The sequence below is a fragment of the Promicromonospora kroppenstedtii genome, from assembly GCF_044389675.1.
Taxonomy (GTDB): domain Bacteria; phylum Actinomycetota; class Actinomycetes; order Actinomycetales; family Cellulomonadaceae; genus Promicromonospora; species Promicromonospora kroppenstedtii.
The window spans coordinates 217,533-238,538 of the sequence record NZ_JBIRYI010000010.1 but is presented as its reverse complement, the minus strand read 5'-3'; the positions used below and the strand labels follow the sequence as shown (position 1 = coordinate 238,538).

Genomic DNA, 21,006 nt, shown 5'->3' with positions numbered 1-21,006 from the left:
CGGCGATGAGCACAGCCACCGTGGAGGGCGCGTACGAAGGTGCGCTCCGAGCGTTCAAGAACCCGATGCTGGACCTGCTCCATGGCACCTACGCACCGTTCGTCGTGACCATGCTGGCGCTGGTCTTCACCGCACAGCGCCCGCAGGTCCCCGTCGCCGACGCGCACGCCGAGCTCGACGCGGCGCTCGGCCGCCTGCGGTCGGCCGGGTACGGCGAGGAGGGCAACGCGCCGCTGCCCGTCGGCAGCGCGCGCGACCTCTGCCGCGGCTGGGTCCGGTCCGGCTGGCTCAAGCGCCACGTCCACGAGGACATCGAGGTCTACCAGGTCTCCGCCCACGGCGTCGGCGCCCTGGAGGTCGCGGGCCGGGTCGGCGGCGCCCGCACGCGGGTCTCCGAGTCACGCGTGCGGACGCTGCTCGACGCCGTGGAGGAGCTCGCGCAGGACGCCGACCCCGACGTGCTTTCCCGCATCGCGCGCCTGGACGCCGAGATCAAGGAGCGCACCGCGGAGATCAAGCGCCTGGACGACACGGGCGCCGTCGAACCCGTGAGCGACGACCAGCTCCTGGAGGAGGCGGAGAACGTGCTGCACCTGGCGCGCGAGCTCCCGGCCGACTTCGCCCGCGTGGTCGAGTCGATCAAGCAGGTGCAGCGCGACGTCGTCACCGACCTGCGGCAGGACGTGCGCCCCACGGGCGAGGTGCTGCGGGAATACCTGGCGCGCGGCAAGGACATCATGGAGTCCACGCGCGAGGGGCGTGCCTTCGCCGGGGCGCTCGCGCTGATCGGCCGGGCCGAGCACATCGACCAGCTCGCGGCCAACCTGCGCATGATCCTGGGGCACCCGTTCGCCGGGCAGCTGCCCGCGGCCCAGCGCCGCGAGCTGCACGAGATCGCGCGGCGCATCGAGCAGGGCGTGCGGGAGGTGCTGCACGCGCAGCAGCAGGCCTCGCACGTCATCACGACGCAGATCCGCAACCACGACCCGCTGCGCGACCGGGAGGTGGACGGGCTGCTGCGCGACGTGATGTCGGGGTTCCAGCAGTGGATGCCGACCTCGCGGCACAAGCAGCCGGTCGCGCCGATGCGGCGGCTGCCCGCGGCCGACGTCGGCCACCTGCGGCAGAAGGTCGACGGCCTGCGGCCGCCCGCTCCCCCGACGCCGCTGGAGGCGTGGGAGATGGGCGTGGTGCCGGACGACGACTCGCGGGCCTGGGGCGGCCCGCAGTACGCGGACCTGGAGCAGCACCTGACGTCCCGGCCGCGCGAGGACGACGGGACCGTCGACATCGGCGCGGCGTTCCGGTCCGCGCCCGAGCGGCTGCGGCGGCCGGTCGATCTGCTCGGGCTGCTGGAGCTCGCGCACCGGCACGGGATGGTCGAGACGGGCGAGGTGGTGACCGTCGAGGCGGTGCGGCCCGACGGGACCCGACGGCGCTTCGCGTTCGGCGGGGTGGCGATGACGGACGAGCACGAGGGCAAGGGCGGGACGACGGATGAGTGAGACGGTGACGGACGGGGTGGGCACCAACGAGGTGGGTGCCGACGAGGCGGTGGCGGACCAGGCGGGCTTCATCGAGCCAGCCCCGATGGAGGACGACCAGACCGAGCTGTTCGCGGGCGACCGCGGCCTGCTGGAGCCGGAGGTCCGGCGGGTTCTGGTCCGGCTGCTGCAGCGGCGGTTCCTGTCGGCGGAGAGGCACCGCGCCCAGTGGCGCACCCTGCTGGAGCACCAGTCGGTCATCGAGTCACGCCTGCACGACCTGTTCGTGCGCCTCGTGGTGGACCACGACCGTCAGATCGCCTACAAGCAGCAGGTGCGCTCGGGCGAGGTGGACGTGCCGATCCTGCTGCGCGACGACCCGTACAACCGGGTCGAGACGCTGGTGCTGGTGCACCTGCGCACCGTCTACCAGCACGAGGCGAGCTCGGGCGAGACGTCGGCCCGGATCGACCTGGAGGACATCGAGCAGGGCGTGCTGACGTTCTTCGACCTCGACGACAACAACCTCGTCCGCCCGCAGCGCGAGATCCGGGACGCCGTGGGCCGCCTGGCGGCCGAGGGACTGATCGACGAGGAGTCGACGGGCCGCTACCGCATCACGCCCCTGGTGGAGGTCGTGCTCGACAACAACCGGCTCGCCGAGCTCACGCGCTGGCTCGCCGACAACAAGGAGACCCGTTCGTGAGCATGATCGAGACGCTGTGGGGGCTGGTCCCGGCCACGTCGACCGGGCAGCAGTGGGTGGCGCAGACCCTGCAGCTGGTCAACTGGGGCGGCTACCACGGGCACCACCAGGTGCGCCTGTCCCCCGGCGCCACGCTGTTCAGCGGCGGCTCGGGCTCGGGCAAGTCCACGCTGATGGACTCCTACATCGCGCTGATCATGCCGCACACCACGCCGTTCAACGGGGCGTCCAACGGCGGCGTGACCGGCAAGCCGCGCGGCAAGGAGCAGCGCAACATCCTGTCCTACGCGCGCGGCAAGCTCGACGAGAAGCGGGTCGACGGCGAGACCCGCGTGCGCGTGCTGCGCGGCGAGAAGGAGGACACCTGGTCCGCCATCGCCATGACCTGGGCCGACCAGGGCGGGGCCACGTTCACCGCCGTGCGCGCCTGGTACGTCCCGTCGTCGGCCCGCACGCTGGAGAACGTCATCGCGGTGCGCGGCACGTGCGACGGGCCGTTCGACCTGACCGCCCTGGAGGAGGCGGCGCGGCACCGGTTCGACCGGCGCGCCGTGACCCGCACGGGCCTGACCTGCTTCGACACCGACCGCGACTACACGGCCCGGCTGCACACCGCGCTCGGCATCGGCGCGGGCGGCGACGGGCACAAGGCCGTGGGCCTGCTGGGCCGTATCCAGGCCGGGCAGCAGATCACCACGGTCGACGCCCTGTACAAGACGATGGTCCTGGAGGAGCCGTCCACGTTCGCGACGGCCGACGGCGCCGTGCAGCAGTTCGACGAGCTGTCCGCCACCCGTGACCGCATGGTCACCGCGCAGCAGCAGGTCCGGGCGCTGCGGCCCATCCGCGAGCACCGCGCGGCGATCGACGACGCCGTCGAGCGGCTGCGGATGATCGAGGCCGTGGGCCAGTTCACCGACCAGGCCGCGCCGGCCGCCCTCTGGCTGGCCGGACGGCGGCTCGACCTGCTGCGTGCCTCGGAGACCGACCTGCAGCGGCGGCGCGCCCGCGCACGCGACGAGGCGACCGAGCTCGCCGTCCGGGTCGCGGCGGCCAAGCTGGAGCGCGACGCCGCTCGGGACCTGCTGGGCGCCGCCGGCGGCGACCGCCTGAAGAAGGCCCAGGACGAGGTGGACCGCCTGGAGGCCCGTGTCGAGCCCGTCGCGGCGGCCCGCGCCCGGTTCGACGCCCTGCTGGCCGACGTCGGGGCGCAGGTGTCCGACGCCGCGGGGTTCGACGCCGTCGTCGAGCAGGCGCACCGTGCGCTGAACGACACCGACGCGCGGGCCGCCGCCCGGCGGCGCTTCACGGAGGCGGCCCAGGGCGAGCAGGCCGCCTCGGACGCGCTGGAGGAGCTGCGGGCGGAGCTGCGCACCGTCGGTGCCCGCAAGGACAACATCCCCACCGACCTGCACCGGGCCCGCGCGGCCCTGGCCGAGGCCGCGGGCCTGTCCACCGACGAGCTGCCGTTCGTGGGTGAGCTGATCGAGGTGCGCACCGAGTTCGAGCCGTGGCGCGCCGCGTTCAACCTGGCGCTGGGCGGGTTCGCCACCGAGATGCTGATCGACGTGGCACACCTCAAGACCTTCCGCACGGCGATCAACTCGGTCCCGACCGCACGCCGCATCCGGTTCCGGGGCGTGCCCACCGGGCGCCGCGACGAGGCCACCGTGGCCGACCGCACCCTGCCCGCGCGCCTGGACCACCGGCCGACGCCGTTCACCGGCTGGCTCAAGCAGGAGCTCACCGACCGCTACGGCTACGTCTGCATCGACTCCCCCGCGCAGTTCGCCCTGCACCGCAAGGCGGTCACGATCAGCGGCCAGACGTCCGACGGCGGCCGCGGTGCTCACGGCGGCCAGGGCGTGCGGAACGTCCTCGGGTTCTCCGCCGCGCGGCGCCTGCAGGAGCTGGAGCGGGAGGTGGCCGAGGCCGAGCAGGCGCACGCCGCCGCGAGCGCCGTGCTGGAGCAGGCGACGGCGGGCCTCGACTCGTTCGAGAAGCAGCGCGGCGCATACGAGAAGATCGTCGACCTCACGTGGGAGCAGGTGGACATCGCGTCCCTGCGGTCCGAGCTGGGCCGCTGGTCGGCGATCGTCACCGAGGTCACCTCGGACAACCCGGAGATCGGTCGGCTGCGCCGCGAGCTCGACGAGCTGGAGGGCCGCGTCACCCGGCTCACCGAGGACAGCGGCGTGGCCAAGAGCCGAGCCGCCGAGCTCGAGCAGGCCTGGGAGCGCACGGCCGACGCGGTCGACACCGCGCAGCGCACGCTCGACGACGCCGAGGCCGACGGCACCCAGGTGGCCGCCGGGCACCGTACGTACCTGGCCGGGCTGTTCGCGGACGACCAGAGCGCCGACGACTCCCCCGCCCAGGCCGTCGAGCGCTTCGACGCCGCCCTGGACCGTGCCACCGCGCGGGTGCGGGAGGACCAGGGTGAGGCACAGGCCGCCGTCGGGCGGGGGCGCTCCGCCCTGCACGACGTGTTCGAGACGTTCAAGGAACGGTGGCCCAACCCGAACCTCGGCGTCGACCCGGACACCTCCTACGACGACTACGAGCGGTTCCTCACGGACCTGGAGAAGAACGGGCTGCACGAGCTGGAGTCGGAGTGGCGCGACAGCCTGCTCCGGCTGTCGGGGGCCGACCTCACCAAGCTCGACAGCGACATCTCCACGGCTGTGCGCGAGATCCGCGACCGCATCGACCCGGTCAACGCGATCCTCGACGGTCTGGACTTCTCCGACGAGCATCACAAGCTGCACATCGAGCTGCGGGACACGTCCTCGCCGGTGCGGGCCCGGTTCCGCAGCGACCTGCGCGCCGTGCGCGAGGCGATCGCCAACGCCGTCAGCGACACCGACCGGCAGCGGGCCTACACCCGCATGGCCAAGGTGGTCGACCGGGTACGCCGCACCGCGCCGGAGTTCCACGACCTGATCGACGTGCGCAACCACGTGCGGATCAGCGCCGAGAAGCTCACCAAGGGCGGCGCGCACGTGGCCGTCTACGACCACATCGGCGAGAAGTCCGGCGGCGAGTCCCAGGAGCTCGTGGCGTTCATCGTCGGCGCGGCCCTGCGCTACCAGCTCGGCGACGCCGGGTCGGCGCGCCCCCGGTACGCGCCGGTCTTCCTCGACGAGGCGCTGATCAAGGCCGACGCGCACTTCACCGGGCGCGCGATCAACGCCTGGCGCGGGCTCGGGTTCCAACTCATCATCGGCGCGCCCAACGACAAGCACAGTGGCATCGAGCCGCACGTCGACGCCGGCTACGTGGTGCTCAAGGACACCAGCGGCAAGTCGTTCACGCAGCTCACGGTGGGGCTGCCGGACGAGGCTGAGCTGCCCGAGGGGGCGACGGTGTGACGGGCGGGGCGCCGGTATGACCCGGCGCCCCGCCCGGTCCGCCTCGCCGGCCTGCCGGGTCAGGCCACGTCGAGATCCGTCCTGGGGCCGAGGAACCGCGGCACGTCCGGACCCCCGTCCGGGGACGGCTCGAAGACTAGCTCGGTGAGCCACATCTGGCGGCCCGGCCCGGGCACGTTGACGGCGCCGGGCGGCCAGGCGTGGTGCACGTACCAGGTGCGCCCATGGCGCTCGACGACCATGCCGTGCCCCGGGCCGGCCGCAACCTCGTTGGACACCATGATGGGGGTGTCGCGGGGCTTGACGTAGGGACCGGTCGCCTGCTCGGCGACGGCGTAGCCCACGCCGTAGCGGTCGGAGTCGAACGCGTTGCCCGAGTAGAACAGGTAGTAGCTACCGGCGTGCGGCCAGACGTAGGGTCCCTCGACGAGCGTGCCTTCCCACTCCTGGTCCTGCTTGAGGATCCGCTGCGCCTCGCCCTCCAGGCGCAGCCCGTCGTCGGACAGCCGCTGCACGTAGATGAACGTGTCCACGCCCACGTGGTTGCCGTCGTTCTTCCACAGCAGCCAGCGCGAGCCGTCGTGGTCGGTGAACGGAGAGGCGTCGATGGAGCCGCCCTCGTGGTCCTGGCACAGCAGGGGGCGCTCGGCGTCGTCCCGGAACGGACCGTGCGGCGTGTCCGAGACGGCCACCCCGACGGCCTGCACGTCCGTGGCCCGGTCGTGCGCCGTGTAGTAGGCGACGTACCGCCCGCCCACGGCCGCGACCTCGGGCGCCCAGTTCAGGCCCGGCTCGACCCACGCGGCGAGCTGCGGCATGCCGTCGCCCACCTCCTCCCAGCGCACGAGGTCGGACGAGCGCAGCACCGGCATCGCCTCGACCTGGTTCTTGGTCGCGTACGCCCAGTAGGTCCCGTCCACCTCCAGCACCGCGGGATCCGGGAAGTTGGAGCCGTACACAGGGTTCGTCACCATCGTCTGTCCTGTCCTCTCGCTCGACACAGCGCACCAGGTTAGGAGAGATCAAGGGCCGGCGCCGGGTCCGTCCGGGGCGCGGCGCGTCGATTTGTTGACCAGGGCAACTCAGCGAGATGCTCGGGGTGATGACACGATCGGCGAGGGCCGCGGTGGTGGTCGCGGCCCGCCGGTTGTTCCAGCCGAAGGGGGAGGTTCAGGTGGTCAGGCGAGAAGCGATCATGACCATGTGCGGCGCCGCGGGCGTCGCGGCGCTGCTGCTGACGGCGGGGTGCTCGGCGGATGCCGCCGGCTCCGGGGGCGACGAGAGTACGTCGGCCACGCCGTCGGCGACCATGACGACGTCCGAGGGCCCGGGCGCGAGCGCGACGGGGTCGCCCACGGAGGAGTCCTCGGAGTCCTCGGAGCCCTCCGAGACGGAGACCGATGACGACGGCGACGACGACGGCGGTGCGGGCGGATCGGCGTCCGGGCGGTGCGAGTCCCCCGAGCTCGCAGGCAGCCTGCTGCCGGAGGAGGGCGGCGCGGGCGCCGGGCACTACGAGGTGCGGATCGTGCTGAAGAACGAGGCGCCCGAGACCTGCACGCTGCAGGGCTGGCCGGGCGTGTCGTTCGTCGGGGACGGCGACGGCGAGCAGATCGGCGCCGCGGCGGAGTTCGACCGGTCGAGCCCGCACGAGACGGTGACGCTGGAGCCGGGTGCGTCCGCGCAGGCCCTCGTCCGCGTCTCCCAGGCCGCGAACTACGGTGACGAGTGCGGCGAGACGCCCGCGGACGGTCTGCGGGTCTACCCGCCCGGTGAGAAGCGGTCGCTGTTCGTGCAGAACGACCAGCTCGAGCTCACGGCGTGCGCCGACATCGACGACCCGCTGCTGGAGGTCCAGGCCCTCCAGCCGGCGAGCTAGGGGTTCGCCGGCGCGGGCAGCTGCCCGGCGCGGGCTACCTGACTTCGGTCGGTTGCGTCGAGAACGGTCGGTTGTCTGACCGTTCTCAAGGCAACCGACCGAAGTCGGTTCTGGGGCGTGACCGGGGCAGGCGGGGCTACCAGGGCACGCAGCAGCCGGGCTAGCGGCCCCCGCGGCCGCCGCCCGCCAGCGGGAGCGCCGTGCGGGACGAGAACGCGACGACCGCCAGGCACAGCAGCGCCGCGACGGCCCCGAAGCCGAACATCTGTGGGTACGACCACGTGGCGCGCAACCAGGAGAGCGCCATCGGCACGAAGAACCCGAGGTACGTCAGCGAGTAGAAGACGGCGGTCAGGCCCGCGAGCCTGCCCGGCCCGGCGATGCGCGCCACCTCGGTCAGCCCGGACACCAGACCGAGCCCGTACCCCGCGCCCAGCACCACGGCGGCGAGCACCCCGAGCGGCAGCGTAGGCGACGTCGCCGCCCAGGCCGCGAGCGCCATCCCCGCGGCGACGATGCCCAGCGCCACGATCGAGGCGCGGGCCGACGCCGGGGTGTCGATCCGCCGGGCGACGGCCTGCATGGCGATGCCGCAGCCGAGGGAGAGCACGGTGAGCAACCCGGCGAACGCGATGGGGATGTCGCCGGCGTGCTCGGAGAGCAGGGCGGGCAGCACCGCGTAGGCGCAGCCGCCGCAGCCGAACACCCAGGGCGCGAGCGGCACGACGACGCGCAGGAACCGTCGGTGCCCGACGGCGGCGAACCGCAGGTCGTGGCGCAGCGGTCCGCGCTCGGCGCGCTGCCGGCCGGGGTTGGTCTCGGGTACGCGCAGCAGCCAGGTGCCCGCGACCAGGGCGCCCGCAGCGTGCACCACGTAGGCCAGGTGGGTGGGCCAGGGACCGAACTGGGCGAGCAGCGCGGCGGCGCCCGCGCCGGCGAGGAACCCCGTGGTCAGCGACAGGGAGCCGCGCCGGGGCCCCGCGGCACGGTCGCCGGTGCGGGCGCTGAGCTCGGTGATCCAGGTGCTGCCCACGGCCATCGCCAGCCCGAGCGCGACGCCGCACAGCACCCGGCCGACCGCGAGCACCAGCGGGTTCGTCGGGTCCAGGGCCAGCACCAGGGAGCCCAGGGCAGCGATCGGCGCGGCGGGCAGCAGCAGCGGACGGCGGCCGTGCCGGTCCGACAGCGGCCCGCCGAGCAGCAGCGCCGGGACGATGCCGAACACGTACGCCGCCAGGAGCGCGTCGACCATGACGTCGCCGATGTGCCCCTGCTCGCGGTACATCACCAGCAGCGGCGTGAACTCGTTGCCGCCCCACGCGACGGCCAGCAGCACGGCCGCGACGGGCCACCAGGTGCGCCGTCCCACGGGGAGCCGTTCGGCGGCAGGCGTGTCCCCGGGGAGCGTTGGCGGCATGACCACATCCTCCGCATCAGATGCCCGGGCGAACAACCTGCGCGGCTGTGAGGGTGCGCACAGGGACGCCTGCGGAGCCGACCCCGCGAGGCGAGCCGAGCCCGTGGTGAGCGCAGTCCTCCCGGCGAGCACAACGCAGCGGGGAGGGTGACGAAGAGCTGGCAGTGCCACTGCTCCGTCGCCCTCCCCGCTGAGTGGGCCTTACCGCGCGCCGCAGAGCGTGCCTCGCAGGAGGCCTGGGCCGCTCGCCCGGGCCGCCCGCGACACAAGGTCCAGCACGACCAGGGTTACCTGCTCCCCGCCGGGTCCACCGGGCTCGCGTCGGCGTCGGCGTCCGCGCCGTCCGCGTCCCCGGCCTTCTCCGAACCGGCCGGCTTCTTGGCCTCGGCACCCGCGTCACCGGCCTCGGCGTCCTCGTCCTCCGGTTCGCGGCCCGGCACGTAGACCGAGAGCTCCGGCTCCGGGTGCCGCCGCCCCTGCACCACGAGGATGCCGATGCCCAGCAGGATCGCGATGCCCGACGTCCAGATGTTCGCGGGGATGCCCAGCGGCGCGTCGCTCGTCGGGTCGATCCGGATGGACTCGAGCCAGCTGCGGCCCAGGCCGTACCAGATGAGGTACAGGCCGAACATGCGGCCCCAGCGCAGGCCCGCCCCGGGGGTGCCGCCGTCAGCCAGGAGGGCGTCGTTGCGGCGCACCACGCGGCGCTCGATGAGCAGCAGCACCGCCACGCCGATGAGGTTCCAGATCATCTCGTACAGGAACAGCGGGTGGAACAGGGTGCCCTCGGGCGTACCGGCGGGGAACATCGGCGCGTCGGAGCGGATCTCCAGGCCCCACGGCAGCGTGGTGGGCAGGCCGAACAGCTCCTGGTTCACGTAGTTGCCGAGGCGGCCGATCGCCTGGGCCACCAGCAGGCCGGGCGCCAGCGCGTCGGCGAACGACCAGAAGCGCAGGCCGGACATGCGGCAGCCGATCCACACGCCGAGCGCGCCGCCCAGCAGCGAGCCGAACAGGGCGTTGCCGCCCTCCCAGATCCGCACCCAGGCCCAGGGGTCCACACCAGGGCCGGTGAAGTCACCGAGGTGCGTGAGCACGTGGTAGATCCGGGCGCCGACGATGCCGATCGGCACCGCCCACATCGCGATGTCGATCGCGATCCCGGGGGCGGCTCCGCGCGCGCGGAGCCGCCGGTCCGTGATCCACGCGGCGGCGACGATGCCCGCCAGCAGACACAGGGCGTAGGTGTGGATGGTGAGGGGGCCCAGGCTGAACTGGGACCACACCGGGTCAGGGCTGGGGATACTGGCCGGAAGCACGACCCGAAGGTACCGCGATCCGGCCCCGATGTGGGCATCGGCCCGGCGTGCCGGGCCGCCGGAGCGCCGTCAGCGGCGGCGCTTCTCCCGCACCCGCACCGAGATCTCGATCGGCGTGCCCTCGAAGCCGAACGTCTCGCGCAGGCGACGCTCGATGAACCGGCGGTAGCCGGCCTCGATGAATCCCGTGGCGAAGATGACGAACCGCGGCGGGCGCGTCGAGGCCTGCGTCGCGAACAGGATGCGCGACTGCTTGCCACCCCGCAGCGGGTGCGGGTGCGCGGCCACGAGCTCGCCCAGGAACGAGTTGAGCTTGCCCGTGGGGATGCGCCGGTCCCAGGACGCCAGCGACCGCTCGATCGCCGGGACCAGGCGCTCGCTGTGCCAGCCGGTGCGCGCCGACAGGTTCACCCGCGGCGCCCACTGGATCTGCACCAGCTCCTTCTCGATCTCGCGCTCGAGGTAAGGGCGGCGGTCCTCGTCCATGAGGTCCCACTTGTTGTACGCGATGACCAGGGCACGGCCGGAGTCGACGACCTGCTGGATCACGCGGATGTCCTGCTCGGTCAGCGGGGCGGAAGCGTCGACCAGCACCACGCCCACCTCCGCCTTGTCGATGGCGGCGGCGGTGCGCAGCGACGCGTAGAAGTCGGCGCCCTTGGTCTGGTGCACCCGACGGCGGATGCCCGCGGTGTCGACGAACCAGTACGGGATGCCGCGCAGCTCGATGAGCTCGTCGACCGGGTCGCGCGTGGTGCCCGCGACCTCGTCCACGACGACGCGCTCCGAGCCGGCGATCTTGTTCAGCAGCGACGACTTGCCGACGTTCGGCCGGCCGACGAGCGCCACACGGCGCGGGCCCGAGGGCCGCAGCGTGCCGTGCGCCGACTTCGTGGGCAGCGCCTTGACGGCGGCGTCGAGCAGGTCGCCCGTGCCACGACCGTGCAGGGCCGAGACCGGGAACGGCTCCCCCAGGCCCAGGGCCCACAGGTACGCCGCGTCCGCCTCGCCCGAGGCGCCGTCCACCTTGTTGGCGCACAGCACGACCGGCTTGCCGGAGCGGCGCAGCAGCTCCACGACGCGCTCGTCCGTCGCGGTGGCGCCCACGGCGGCGTCGACCACGAAGACCACGGCGTCCGCCAGGGAGATCGCGACCTCGGCCTGCTCGGCCACCTTGGACTCGATGCCCGCGACGTCGACCTCCCAGCCGCCCGTGTCCACGAGCATGAACCGGCGGCCGGCCCACTCGGCCGGGTAGGACACGCGGTCGCGGGTCACGCCCGGCTTGTCCTCCACGACCGCCTCGCGGCGGCCGAGGATGCGGTTCACCAGCGTCGACTTGCCGACGTTCGGGCGGCCGATGATCGCGAGCACCGGCAGGATCTGCTCTGCCTCGGATTCCTCGTCGGACCACTCGGAGTCCAGGAGCGCCTGGTCCTCCTCGTCGAGCTCGAACTCCTCGAGGCCGACACGCAGGGCGCGCTCGCGCGCGACGTCGTCCTCGGTCTCGGTGAGGTCGAGGTCGGGTGCGACCGGAGCGGCAGCGTCCAGGGCAGCATCGTCTCCGGCCACCGCGTTCTGGGCAGCCTCGGATGCAGAGGAGTCGTGGGTCATGCGCCCATTGTCGCAGGCCCGACCCGCTCAGGCCGACTCGCGCGCATATGACCTGCGTCGCTCCGGAGCTCAGCCGTCGCGCAGGTAGGCGAGCACGGCCGAGACGCGCCGGTCCGACGTCGGGTCGAGAGGCAGCTTGGCGAAGATGTTCCCCACATGCTTGCGCACCGCGGCCTCCGACACGAACAGCTCGGCGGCGATCGAACCGTTGGTCCGCCCCTCGGCCATGAGGGCGAGGACCGCCCGCTCGCGCTCCGTGAGGGAGGCGAGCGGGCCGTCGTCCCGCCGCCGACCGAGGAGCTTGCGCACCACCTGCGAGTCGACCACCATCTCGCCCGCGGACACCCGGGCCAGGCTGTCCAGGAACTCGCGCACGTGCCCGACCCGGTCCTTGAGCAGGTAGCCGATACCGCCGCCGGGCGCGGAGTCGAGGAGCTCGGCGACGTAGGCGTCGGCGACGTACGCGGACAGCACCAGCACCGCCAGGTCCGGATGGCGGCGGCGCAGCTCGACGGCGGCCCGCAGGCCCTCGTCGGTGTGCGTCGGCGGCATCCGGATGTCGGTGATGACGACGTCCGGAAGGACTCGCCCGGCGAACGCGAGCAGCGCCTCGGCGTCCTCGACCGCGGCGACCACCTCGTGACCCGCCCGTTCCAGGATCGCCAGCAGGCCTTCGCGAAGCAGGGCGGCGTCCTCGGCCAACACGATCCTCAGGGAACCGGCCATGTCGCTCGCACCTCCGTCGGGCCGCCGGGCGGGCTGGTCACGGACAGCTCACCGTCGAGCGCTTCGACACGCAGGGCGAGGCCTGCCAGACCGCCGCCGGACCGCACGGTCGCGCCGCCGACGCCGTCGTCCAGCACCGTCAGCACGAGGGAGCCGCCCGCGAGACGGCCGTGCACCCGCACCGACCGCGCCGCGGCGTGCCGGACCACGTTCGTCAGCGCCTCGCTCACCACGAAGTAGGCCGCCGCCTCGACCGGTCCCGGCAGTCGCCCGGGCAGCCGGACGTCCACGGTGACAGGGACCTCGGCCGCATCAGCGACGTCGTGCACCGCCGCCTCCACGCCATGGTCCACCAGCACCCGCGGGTGGATCCCGCGCACCGTGCTGCGCAGCTCCTCCAGCGCTGCCTCGGCCTGTCCGTGCGCCTCACGGACCAGGTTCAGCCCCGCACCCTCGGAGATCTCCAGCTCGGCCCGTCCGAGTGTCATCGTCAGGGCCACGAGACGCTGCTGCGCGCCGTCGTGCAGGTCACGCTCGATGCGGCGCCGCTCGGTCTCGAAGGCGTCGACGAGACCGACCCGTGAACGCCGCAGCTCGGCGACGGCCTCGGTGAGGCGCGCGTGCGTCGGGTCGAGGAGCAGCCGGGCCAGGCTCGCCTGGGCGGCGGCCAGCAGGGTCACCCCGTACAGGCCGGCCGCCAGGAGCACCAGGCCCGGCCCGACCGCGAGCCACGCCTCACCCGTGGTGTCCGCCTGCCACGGGCCCAGGTCGACCGGGTCGCCGGAGGTGACCAGGACCGGAGCGGACAGCAGGATCCCGGGGAAGACGACGAGCAGGTTCAGCGCCACGGCGTCGACGACCCAGAGCACGGCGGCCAGCAGCACCGTGTAGCCGACCTCCGGCCAGGCGACGGGCATGATGCGCGACGCCCGCAACCTCGTGAGCCACGGCACACCGTCCGACGGCGCCCGCCGGCCCAGCAGGAGCCGCATCCGGCGTCGTTCGACGTCTGCGACCACCGACGCGATCAGCGGAAGCGCGGCCAGCACGAACACCCCGACCACGAGCACGGCGGTCAGCACGCCCACACCGACTGTCACGAAGAGCGCCGTCGCGACAGCCAGCCCCACCGGCACGGTGCTCACCAGGTAGGCCAGCGCCCGCCACGGCCAGGATGAGCCGAGGAAGCGCCAGGGGCGCCCGCGCAGAGCGGTCCACACGTCGGGTCGCGAGGTCACGGGACGACCCTAGACACACCGGAGTGCCCCGCGGGGTAGCGCACACGCTACCCATCAGTGGCGTGCGAGCCCGGGTACCACCCGCGGGACTGCGATTCGCTCATGGCATGACCAACGGCACCGCCACCGACACGGCAGTCGTCCTCGACGGCATCACCCGCACCTACCGGTCCCGGTCCGGGACTGTCGACGCCCTGCGCGGCGTCACCCACGTCTTCCCGGCCGGGACGTTCACGGCCGTCATGGGCCCCTCCGGCTCGGGCAAGTCCACGCTCATGCAGATCGCCGCAGGCCTGGACCGCCCCAGCAGGGGCGGCGTCACGATCGCCGGTACACCGCTGAAAGGCCTGGACAAGACGCGGCTGACGAAGCTGCGCCGGACCACGATGGGCTTCGTGTTCCAGCAGTACAACCTGCTCGACGCCCTGACCGCCTTCGACAACGTCGTACTCCCCGCCCGGCTCGCCGGGCTGCGCGTCGACCGCACCGCGGTGCTCGACGCCCTGGACGGGGTGGGGCTGCGCGACCTGGCCCGGCGTCGTCCGCCCGAGATGTCCGGTGGTCAGCAGCAGCGCGTCGCCATCGCCCGCGCCCTGCACTCCCGCCCCGCCGTGCTGTTCGCGGACGAACCGACCGGGGCACTGGACCGGTCCACGGGCCGCGACGTGCTGGCGCTGCTGCGAGGGCTCGCCGACTCGGGCCAGACCGTCGTGATGGTCACCCACGACCCGCTGGCCGCGTCCTACGCCGACGCCGTGCTGTTTCTCGCGGACGGCCTGGTGGTGGGGCAGATGCGGCGCGGCGACCCCACGCAGATCGCGGCACGGATGACGGAGCTGGAGCGATGATCCTCACCCACAGCCTCAAGACGTCCCGCGACTCGTGGCGGGCGTACGCCGGCGCGATGGTGGCCCTCGCCGGCGGCACCGGTCTGATCGGTCTGGCCGTGAACCTGCTGGGATCTCTCGACACGACGTCCGGCCACGCGGAGCTCACGGCCCAGGCCCGCAAGCAGCTGGACGACCTCGGGTCACTCTTCGGCTTCATGGCGGGTGTCTCGCTGTTCATGGCGCTGTTCGTGGTGGCGAGCACCTTCGGGTTCGTCGTGGCGACCCGGCGCCGTGAGCTGGGCCTGCTCCGGCTGATCGGTGCCACACCCCGGCAGGTGCGGCTCCTCCTGCTCGGCGAGGCGGCGGTGGTGGCTGTCGCCGGAACGGTGCTCGGTGTCGTCCTGGCGACGGTGGTCACACCGCCGGCGTTCGGCCTCCTGCACCTGACCGGGCTGACGCCGGTCCACCTGACGGCGCCGGGGCCGGGCGCGGCCTGGTCGGCCGCGGCGCCCCTCGGCGCCGGCGTCGCGCTGGTCGGTGCGTGGCGGGCGGGCGGACGTGCCGGTCGCACACAGCCCGCCGAGGCGTTCCGCGAGGCGGTGCTGGAGCGACGGCGACCCGGCGTGCTCGAGGCGCTCGCCGCGCTCTCCGCACTGGCGGCGCTGGTCGGGGCGGCCGTCCTCGCGCCCGAGATGGAGCTGCTCTTCGCGCTGCTGGCGGGGATGCTCCTGCCGGTCGTCGCCGTGGTCGGGATCAACGGCGTGGGCCGGCTGGTCTACCCGCCCCTGGCAGGGTGGGTCGGAGGGGTCGTGGCGGACCGTGACCCCGCGGCACGCCTGGCCCGGGACCACGCCCGGTCGTCGCTGCGCATGACCACGGCGGTGGCCGCGCCGGTCGTGGCGATCTCCGCCATGGCCGGTTCGCTGCTCCTGGCCGTGAGCTTCACGGCGGACTGGACCGAGGGTGCCGACCGGGCCGCGCTGAGGGCCCCTCTCGTGGCCGAGGTTCCGGGCGATGCCCACGCTGTCGCCACGGCTCCGGGGGTCGCGACGGCCGACGTCCGGCACACCGCGCAGATCCGGCTCGGGCGCGACGGTGACACCGAGGCCGAGGTCCTGGACGTCAACACCGCGGCCGAGACCCGCAGCCTCCGCGCCGTGCGGGGTTCGCTCGACGACCTGCACGGTGCGGCCATCGCGGTGACCGAGTCCTACGTGACCGACCTCGGCGTGGGGATCGGCGACGTCCGGACCCTGCGTGTCGGGGACACGAGCACGAAGGTGACCGTCGCCGCCGTCGTGCCCGATGCCCCCGACCTGTGGACGGACGTGCTGGTACCGGCGGACCTGCCGGGCGTCGCCGGTGCCGCGCGTCCCACCGGCACCGTGTTCGTGGTCATCCGCGACGGCGCCGACGGCGCCGCGGTGGCCGCCGCGCTGCGCGAGACGGGGGCCGGCGTGGAGACTGCCGACGAGTGGGTGGGCCGGGTGGCCGGCGAGGCCCGGGCGATGAACGCACTCGTGCTGTGGGTCATGCTCGGACCCGCCGGCGTCTACGCCGCCATCGCCGCGGTCAACGCGATCCTCATCGGTTCCGCGCAGCGACGCCGCCAGCTCGGCACCGCCCGCCTCCTGGGCGCGACGCCCGCGCAGGTGCGCCGTGCGGCGGTCTGGGAGACCAGCTTCACCGGCGTCGCGGCCCTGCTCGTGGGTGGCTCGATCACCGGCTTCGTCGGATGGCTCGTCCGCCAGGCCGTGGTGCGCGAGGTGCCGGCCGCACCGCTGACGATCCCGTGGCTGCCGTTCGCGGGCATCGTCGCGGCCTGTGCCGTCGTGCTGGTCGCGGCCGGCGTGGCGGGAGCCCGCGCGGCGACCCGGGAGTAGTCCCGGGTCGCCGCGGCTCAGCTCCGGCTCACGCGGACGGCGCGACCTCGCGACCCGTCACCTGCGCGACGACGGCCAGCACGGCGTCGACCGTCTGCTCGAAGTCGAGGTCGCTGGAGTCGACGGTCACCACGCCGTCCGCGGCGACCAGGAACTGCGTCACCTTGGCATCGTCCTGGTCGCGGCGCAGCACCTGGTCCTTCGTTGCCTCCACCGCGCTCGCGTCCGCCGCGCCGTGCACCTCCAGGGACCGGCGCCGCAGGCGCGCCTCCTCCGAGGCGATGAGCAGCACGCGGACGTCGGCGTCGGGCGCCACGACCGTCGTGATGTCGCGGCCCTCGGCCACGATCCCGCGGCCGCCCGACTGCACGGCCGCCGGACCCGACTCCTGGTCGATGATGGCGCGCTGGAGCCGCTTGAGCTCGGCACGCACGTCCAGGTTGGACGCCACCTTCGACACGTTGGTCGTGACCTCGGTGGTGCGGATGACCTCGGCCACGTCGCGGCCGTCCAGCTCCACGCCCGGCGCCTCCGGGTCCAGCCCCATGACCAGCGGCATCACGCCCACCGCGGCGGTGACCGCCGCGGCGTCGGCCAGGTCCGCCGTCTCCATGCTCCACACCGTGGCCGCCCGGTACATGGCCCCCGTGTCGAGGTAGGCCAGGCCGAGCCGCGCCGCGACCGCCTTCGACACGCTCGACTTGCCGGAGCCCGACGGCCCGTCGATGGCGATCACTACGGGGCTGGTCACAGGTTCGCTCATTTCCGTTGAGTGCTGGGTATCTGTGCTTCGGAGTGCTCGTCAGGCGCAAATAGCCAGCACTCAGCGGGAGAGGTTACAGGTCTACCGCACCCATGAGGGTGCCGAGCTCGGTCCGGCCCAGCACGCGGGTGCGGCCTGCCTTCAGGTCGCCCAGCGGGATGGGACCGATCCGCGTGCGCACCAGGCGCTTGACCGGGTGCCCGACGGCGTCGAACATGCGGCGCACGATGCGGTTGCGCCCCTCGTGCAGCACGACCTCGAGCATCGCCAGGCCGTCGATCTGCTGGAGCACGTGCACGGCGTCCATCTTCGCGACGCCGTCCTCCAGCTCGACCCCCTTCAGCAGCTCGCGGCCCACGCGCGGGTAGACCTCGCCCTCGACCGTGACCAGGTAGGTCTTGGCGATCTGGTACTTGGGGTGCGACAGGCGGTTGGCGAGCTCGCCGTCGTTCGTCAGCAGGAGCAGACCCTCGCTGTCGGCGTCGAGCCGGCCCACGTGGAACAGGCGCTCCTCGCGGTTCTTGATCAGGTCCGCGACCGTCGGGCGGCCCTTGGGGTCGTCCATCGTGGAGACGACGCCGAGCGGCTTGTTCAGCGCGATCGTCACCTTGTCCTGGTCGAGCTGGATGCGCAGCCCGTCCACGTGGATGACGGCCGTGGCGGGGTCCACCCGCACGCCCAGCTCGGTGACGATCTGCCCGTCCACCTCGACGTGCCCGTTCGCGATCAGCTCCTCCGACGCGCGGCGCGAGCCCAGCCCTGCCTGCGCGAGCACCTTCTGCAGGCGCACACCGTCCTCGACGTGGACGTCACGGGCCGGTTCGGTGGGCTTGGCGGGCCGACGGCGCGGCGCGTTGGCCTGGGCGCGGCTCTTCGCGGAGCTGCCCCCACGGAAGTTCTGACCGCCCTGCTTGCCGCCCGGCTTGCCGGAACGGGCAGGACGGCGCGGCTGCTGGCCGTCACCGGACTCGCGGCGGCTCCCGCCGCGGCGTTCGTTACTCATGATTCGTCTCTCGGTACGGGGGAAGATCTACAGGAAAGGGCGCGCGTGGCCGGCGTGGGGGCCTCGGGCAGGACTAGGAGTCCAGCCCGTCGAGGCCGTCGATCATGTCCAGGTCCGGCAGGTGCGGCGCCAGCGGGGGCAGCTCGTCGAGCGACGAGAAGTCCATCCGCTCCAAGAAGTATCCCGTGGTTCCGAACAGAACCGCACCCGTGCTGGGATCCTGGCCGATCTCGGCGATCAGCCCGCGGGTCAGCAGGGTGCGCACCACGCCGTCGACGCTCACGCCACGCACTGCGCTCATCTGGCCACGCGTCACCGGCTGACGGTACGCGATCACGGCGAGCGTCTCCAGCGCGGCCTGGCTCAGCTTGGCCGACTGGCCGTCCAGCACGAAGCGCCCCACGGGGTCGGCGTGCGCGGTCGAGGAGTAGATGCGCCAGCCGTCGACCGTGCGGCGCAGCTCGAACCCACGCGGGCGCGAGCCGAGGTGGCCGGCGTACTCGTCGGCCAGCTCGTGCAGGATGTCGTCGGTCTCGTCCTGCGTCAGGTTCAGCGCGGCCGCGATCCGGTCGGCGCCGATCGGCGCGTCCGCCACCATGAGCACGGCCTCGACCGCTGCGTGCGCGCCGCCCGGGAGGGTGTGCACGTCGACGAGCACCGGCTCCTCGGGTGCGGGGGTCGCGACGGCGGCGGTCCCGGCGTCCAGCTCGGACTGCGGTGCCTGTTCCTCGACGGTCATGCCGTCGCCTCCGTTCCGGGCCCCGCGAGGTCCGCGTGCGCCGCTGTCGCGTCTGCTGTGGTGTCCTCGGCTGCTGTGGTGTCCTCGGCTGCCGTGGTGGCGGTCGCCGGTTCCGCGGGCGCCGGGGCGTCGTCCTCGTCGAACTCGCTCGGGCCGGCCGCGGGGTCGAGGTACTTGCCGCCGTCGTCGGGCCCGGCGGTCCACCGGACCGTCAGCTCGCCCAGCGGGCTGACCTGCTCGAACCCGACCAGGGCGTCGCGGAACAGCTCCAGCAGCGCCAGGAACCGGGCCACGGTCACCAGGCGCTCCGTCCCGGCCGTGAGCGAGCGGAACGTCACCGAGCGCTCGGCCCGCAGCCGTTTGACGATGACGCCGGCCTCCTCGCGCACGCTGACCGCGGAGCCGTGCAGGTGCGCCAGCCCGACCACGGGCGGCGGCTTGGGCGCGAGCACCTTCGCGGCGAGCTCGGCCAGCCGCTCCGGCGTCGTGTCCCAGACCAGCTCCGGCAGGATCGCGGCCAGGTGCGGCTCCAGCGGCGCGAGACGCGGCACGCGCCGTCCGGTCGACGCCATCTGGTCCGCGAGGACCTTGGAAACCTCCTTGTACGCGCGGTACTGCAGCAGCCGGGCGAACAGCAGGTCGCGGGCCTCCAGCAGCTCCAGGTCCTCGGCGTCCTCGTCGACGACGCCGGGCAGCAGGCGCGCGGCCTTGAGGTCCAGCAGGGTCGCGGCGATCACCAGGAACTCGCTGGCCACGCCGAGGTCCCACGACTCGTGCACCTCACCGCGCTCGGCGGCCTCGCGGGAGGCCCGCTCCGCCTCGCGGATGTGCGCCACGAACTCGTCGGTCACCACCGCGAGCGCCACCTCGGTGACATCCATCTGGTGCTTGGCGATGAGCGAGAGCAGCAGGTCGAACGGGCCCTCGAAGTTGTGCAGCCGCACCTGGAACATGCGCGACGACGACCGCTCGGCGGGCTGCGCCTCGACGACGTCGGCCGGCTGCGCCACCTCAGGCTCCGCCGTCACCTGCACGACGTCGGCCCTCTGCGCCACCTCCGCCTCAGGCAGCGTCGCCACGGGCCACGAGCTCCCGGGCGAGCTGACGGTACGCGGCGGCGCCGGGGTGCCCCGGGGCGTACGCGGTGATGGGCTCGGCTGCGACCGTGGCGTCAGGGAACTTGACCGTGCGCCCGATGATCGAGTGCAGCAGAGTGTCGCCGAAGGCCTCGTGCACCCGGGCCACGACCTCCCGGGAGTGGAGGGTGCGCGAGTCGTACATGGTCGGGAGGATACCGTCGATCTCGAGGGCCGGGTTGAGCCGGTCCCGCACCTTCTCGATGGTCTCGACCAGCAGCGCGACGCCGCGCAGCGCGAAGAACTCGCACTCCAGCGGGATCAGCACGCCGTGCGCCGCCGTCAGAGCGTTCACGGTGAGCAGCCCGAGACTCGGCTGGCAGTCGATGAGGATCACGTCGTAGTCGTCGATCACCGGGCGCAGGGCGCGGGCCAGCACCGACTCCCGGGCGACCTCGCCCACGAGCTGCACCTCCGCGGCCGACAGGTCGATGTTCGCGGGCAGCACGTCGAGGTTCTCGATGCCCGACGGCAGCACGACGTCGCCGACCTCCACGCCCCGCTCCATGAGCAGGTTGTAGACCGTCAGGTCGAGCTCGTGCGGGTTGACGCCGATGCCGACCGACGCGGCGCCCTGCGGGTCGAAGTCGACCAGCAGCACCTTGCGCCCGTACTCCGCCAGGCACGCGCCGAGATTGATCGTCGTCGTGGTCTTGCCCACGCCGCCCTTCTGGTTGCACATCGCGATGATGCGCGCCGGGCCGTGGCTCGCCAGGGGCGCCGGCTCGGGCAGGTCCGGCATGACCCGCCCCACGACGTCGCGCACGATCTCCGAGTCGTCGGGAGCGCCGACGACCGTCTTGCCGAGAAGAATGTCGGTCATCGTGCTCGCTCCCTCCGGGCTGGGTGCCTCGCTCACGCCCGCCACGCTATACCAGAGTGTGGGCGCTGCCCGGCT

General features: G+C 73.3%; 17 protein-coding genes. 6 read left to right on the top strand and 11 right to left on the bottom strand.

Translation table 11 applies throughout. From position 1 onward, the window contains the following. The first annotated feature begins 5 nt into the window (after window positions 1-5). Genes ACH47X_RS17540 through ACH47X_RS17530 form a run of 3 tightly spaced genes read left to right on the top strand, consistent with a single transcriptional unit; the run spans window position 6 to window position 5,561 of the window. Window positions 6-1,505, top strand: a complete 1,500-nt coding sequence (locus ACH47X_RS17540; RefSeq protein ID WP_397405812.1) for a DUF3375 domain-containing protein — start codon at window positions 6-8, stop codon at window positions 1,503-1,505. Then, complete coding sequence (locus ACH47X_RS17535; protein WP_397405811.1) at window positions 1,498-2,190, top strand: DUF4194 domain-containing protein; 693 nt, start codon at window positions 1,498-1,500, stop codon at window positions 2,188-2,190. The genes ACH47X_RS17540 and ACH47X_RS17535 overlap by 8 nt, the downstream gene beginning before the upstream one ends. Further along, complete coding sequence (locus ACH47X_RS17530) at window positions 2,187-5,561, top strand: ATP-binding protein (protein WP_397405810.1); 3,375 nt, start codon at window positions 2,187-2,189, stop codon at window positions 5,559-5,561. Before ACH47X_RS17535 ends, ACH47X_RS17530 begins: the two co-directional genes overlap by 4 nt. Before the next feature lie 59 nt (window positions 5,562-5,620). On the opposite strand, the gene ACH47X_RS17525 is transcribed toward ACH47X_RS17530, so the two are convergent. Beyond that, window positions 5,621-6,535, bottom strand: a complete 915-nt coding sequence (locus ACH47X_RS17525) for a glycoside hydrolase family 43 protein (protein ID WP_397405809.1) — start codon at window positions 6,533-6,535, stop codon at window positions 5,621-5,623. 128 nt (window positions 6,536-6,663) lie between these two features. On the opposite strand from ACH47X_RS17525, the gene ACH47X_RS17520 reads away from it, so the two are divergent. Then, window positions 6,664-7,440, top strand: a complete 777-nt coding sequence (locus tag ACH47X_RS17520) for a DUF4232 domain-containing protein (protein ID WP_397405808.1) — start codon at window positions 6,664-6,666, stop codon at window positions 7,438-7,440. Between the two features lie 160 nt (window positions 7,441-7,600). Here the strand turns inward: ACH47X_RS17520 and ACH47X_RS17515 are convergent, their stop codons facing one another. The 5 genes from ACH47X_RS17515 to ACH47X_RS17495 all read right to left on the bottom strand — a co-directional run bounded on the left by ACH47X_RS17515 (window position 7,601) and on the right by ACH47X_RS17495 (window position 13,754). After that, window positions 7,601-8,857 (bottom strand): MFS transporter, encoded by a 1,257-nt coding sequence (locus ACH47X_RS17515; protein WP_397405807.1) that lies wholly within the window; start codon window positions 8,855-8,857, stop codon window positions 7,601-7,603. 287 nt (window positions 8,858-9,144) lie between these two features. Next, on the bottom strand, window positions 9,145-10,176 hold the full coding sequence (lgt, locus tag ACH47X_RS17510; protein ID WP_397405806.1) for a prolipoprotein diacylglyceryl transferase: 1,032 nt from the start codon (window positions 10,174-10,176) through the stop codon (window positions 9,145-9,147). A 69-nt stretch (window positions 10,177-10,245) separates the two neighbouring features. Continuing rightward, a complete protein-coding gene (gene der, locus ACH47X_RS17505; protein ID WP_397405805.1) occupies window positions 10,246-11,790 on the bottom strand; it encodes a ribosome biogenesis GTPase Der in 1,545 nt (514 codons plus the stop codon). Window positions 11,791-11,859: 69 nt separating this feature from the next. Next, window positions 11,860-12,516: a response regulator gene (locus ACH47X_RS17500; protein WP_449582160.1), complete on the bottom strand. Its 657-nt coding sequence runs from the start codon at window positions 12,514-12,516 to the stop codon at window positions 11,860-11,862. Continuing rightward, window positions 12,501-13,754, bottom strand: a complete 1,254-nt coding sequence (locus ACH47X_RS17495) for a sensor histidine kinase (protein WP_397405804.1) — start codon at window positions 13,752-13,754, stop codon at window positions 12,501-12,503. The genes ACH47X_RS17500 and ACH47X_RS17495 overlap by 16 nt, the downstream gene beginning before the upstream one ends. Window positions 13,755-13,861: 107 nt before the next feature. Here ACH47X_RS17495 and ACH47X_RS17490 point away from each other — a divergent pair, with 107 nt between their 5' ends. Both ACH47X_RS17490 and ACH47X_RS17485 read left to right on the top strand, forming a co-directional pair. After that, on the top strand, window positions 13,862-14,602 hold the full coding sequence (locus ACH47X_RS17490; protein WP_397405803.1) for an ABC transporter ATP-binding protein: 741 nt from the start codon (window positions 13,862-13,864) through the stop codon (window positions 14,600-14,602). Beyond that, the gene (locus tag ACH47X_RS17485; protein WP_397405802.1) at window positions 14,599-16,467 is read left to right on the top strand and encodes an FtsX-like permease family protein; all 1,869 of its coding nucleotides are present in this window, start codon (window positions 14,599-14,601) and stop codon (window positions 16,465-16,467) included. Before ACH47X_RS17490 ends, ACH47X_RS17485 begins: the two co-directional genes overlap by 4 nt. 28 nt (window positions 16,468-16,495) lie before the next feature. On the opposite strand, the gene cmk is transcribed toward ACH47X_RS17485, so the two are convergent. From cmk to ACH47X_RS17460, 5 genes are all read right to left on the bottom strand, one after another. Next, complete coding sequence (cmk, locus tag ACH47X_RS17480) at window positions 16,496-17,230, bottom strand: (d)CMP kinase (protein WP_397405801.1); 735 nt, start codon at window positions 17,228-17,230, stop codon at window positions 16,496-16,498. A gap of 73 nt (window positions 17,231-17,303) precedes the next feature. Beyond that, on the bottom strand, window positions 17,304-18,233 hold the full coding sequence (locus tag ACH47X_RS17475) for a pseudouridine synthase (protein ID WP_397405800.1): 930 nt from the start codon (window positions 18,231-18,233) through the stop codon (window positions 17,304-17,306). 73 nt (window positions 18,234-18,306) lie between these two features. After that, window positions 18,307-18,972 carry an SMC-Scp complex subunit ScpB gene (scpB, locus tag ACH47X_RS17470; RefSeq protein WP_397405799.1) on the bottom strand — a complete coding sequence of 222 codons (666 nt, stop codon included), beginning with the start codon at window positions 18,970-18,972 and terminating at the stop codon, window positions 18,307-18,309. Further along, window positions 18,969-20,051: a segregation and condensation protein A gene (locus tag ACH47X_RS17465; protein WP_397405798.1), complete on the bottom strand. Its 1,083-nt coding sequence runs from the start codon at window positions 20,049-20,051 to the stop codon at window positions 18,969-18,971. The genes scpB and ACH47X_RS17465 overlap by 4 nt, the downstream gene beginning before the upstream one ends. Then, on the bottom strand, window positions 20,035-20,931 hold the full coding sequence (locus ACH47X_RS17460) for a ParA family protein (protein WP_051433472.1): 897 nt from the start codon (window positions 20,929-20,931) through the stop codon (window positions 20,035-20,037). The genes ACH47X_RS17465 and ACH47X_RS17460 overlap by 17 nt, the downstream gene beginning before the upstream one ends. Window positions 20,932-21,006 lie beyond the last annotated feature (75 nt).

Coding starts and splice junctions, on each gene's coding strand:
- ACH47X_RS17540 (WP_397405812.1), top strand. CDS start 6: ATGAGCACAGCCACCGTGGAGGGCGCGTACGAAGGTGCGCTCCGAGCG.
- ACH47X_RS17535 (WP_397405811.1), top strand. CDS start 1,498: ATGAGTGAGACGGTGACGGACGGGGTGGGCACCAACGAGGTGGGTGCC.
- ACH47X_RS17525 (WP_397405809.1), bottom strand. CDS start 6,535: ATGGTGACGAACCCTGTGTACGGCTCCAACTTCCCGGATCCCGCGGTG.
- ACH47X_RS17520 (WP_397405808.1), top strand. CDS start 6,664: ATGACACGATCGGCGAGGGCCGCGGTGGTGGTCGCGGCCCGCCGGTTG.
- ACH47X_RS17515 (WP_397405807.1), bottom strand. CDS start 8,857: ATGCCGCCAACGCTCCCCGGGGACACGCCTGCCGCCGAACGGCTCCCC.
- der (WP_397405805.1), bottom strand. CDS start 11,790: ATGACCCACGACTCCTCTGCATCCGAGGCTGCCCAGAACGCGGTGGCC.
- ACH47X_RS17500 (WP_449582160.1), bottom strand. CDS start 12,516: ATGGCCGGTTCCCTGAGGATCGTGTTGGCCGAGGACGCCGCCCTGCTT.
- ACH47X_RS17490 (WP_397405803.1), top strand. CDS start 13,862: ATGACCAACGGCACCGCCACCGACACGGCAGTCGTCCTCGACGGCATC.
- ACH47X_RS17485 (WP_397405802.1), top strand. CDS start 14,599: ATGATCCTCACCCACAGCCTCAAGACGTCCCGCGACTCGTGGCGGGCG.
- cmk (WP_397405801.1), bottom strand. CDS start 17,230: ATGAGCGAACCTGTGACCAGCCCCGTAGTGATCGCCATCGACGGGCCG.
- ACH47X_RS17475 (WP_397405800.1), bottom strand. CDS start 18,233: ATGAGTAACGAACGCCGCGGCGGGAGCCGCCGCGAGTCCGGTGACGGC.
- scpB (WP_397405799.1), bottom strand. CDS start 18,972: ATGACCGTCGAGGAACAGGCACCGCAGTCCGAGCTGGACGCCGGGACC.
- ACH47X_RS17460 (WP_051433472.1), bottom strand. CDS start 20,931: ATGACCGACATTCTTCTCGGCAAGACGGTCGTCGGCGCTCCCGACGAC.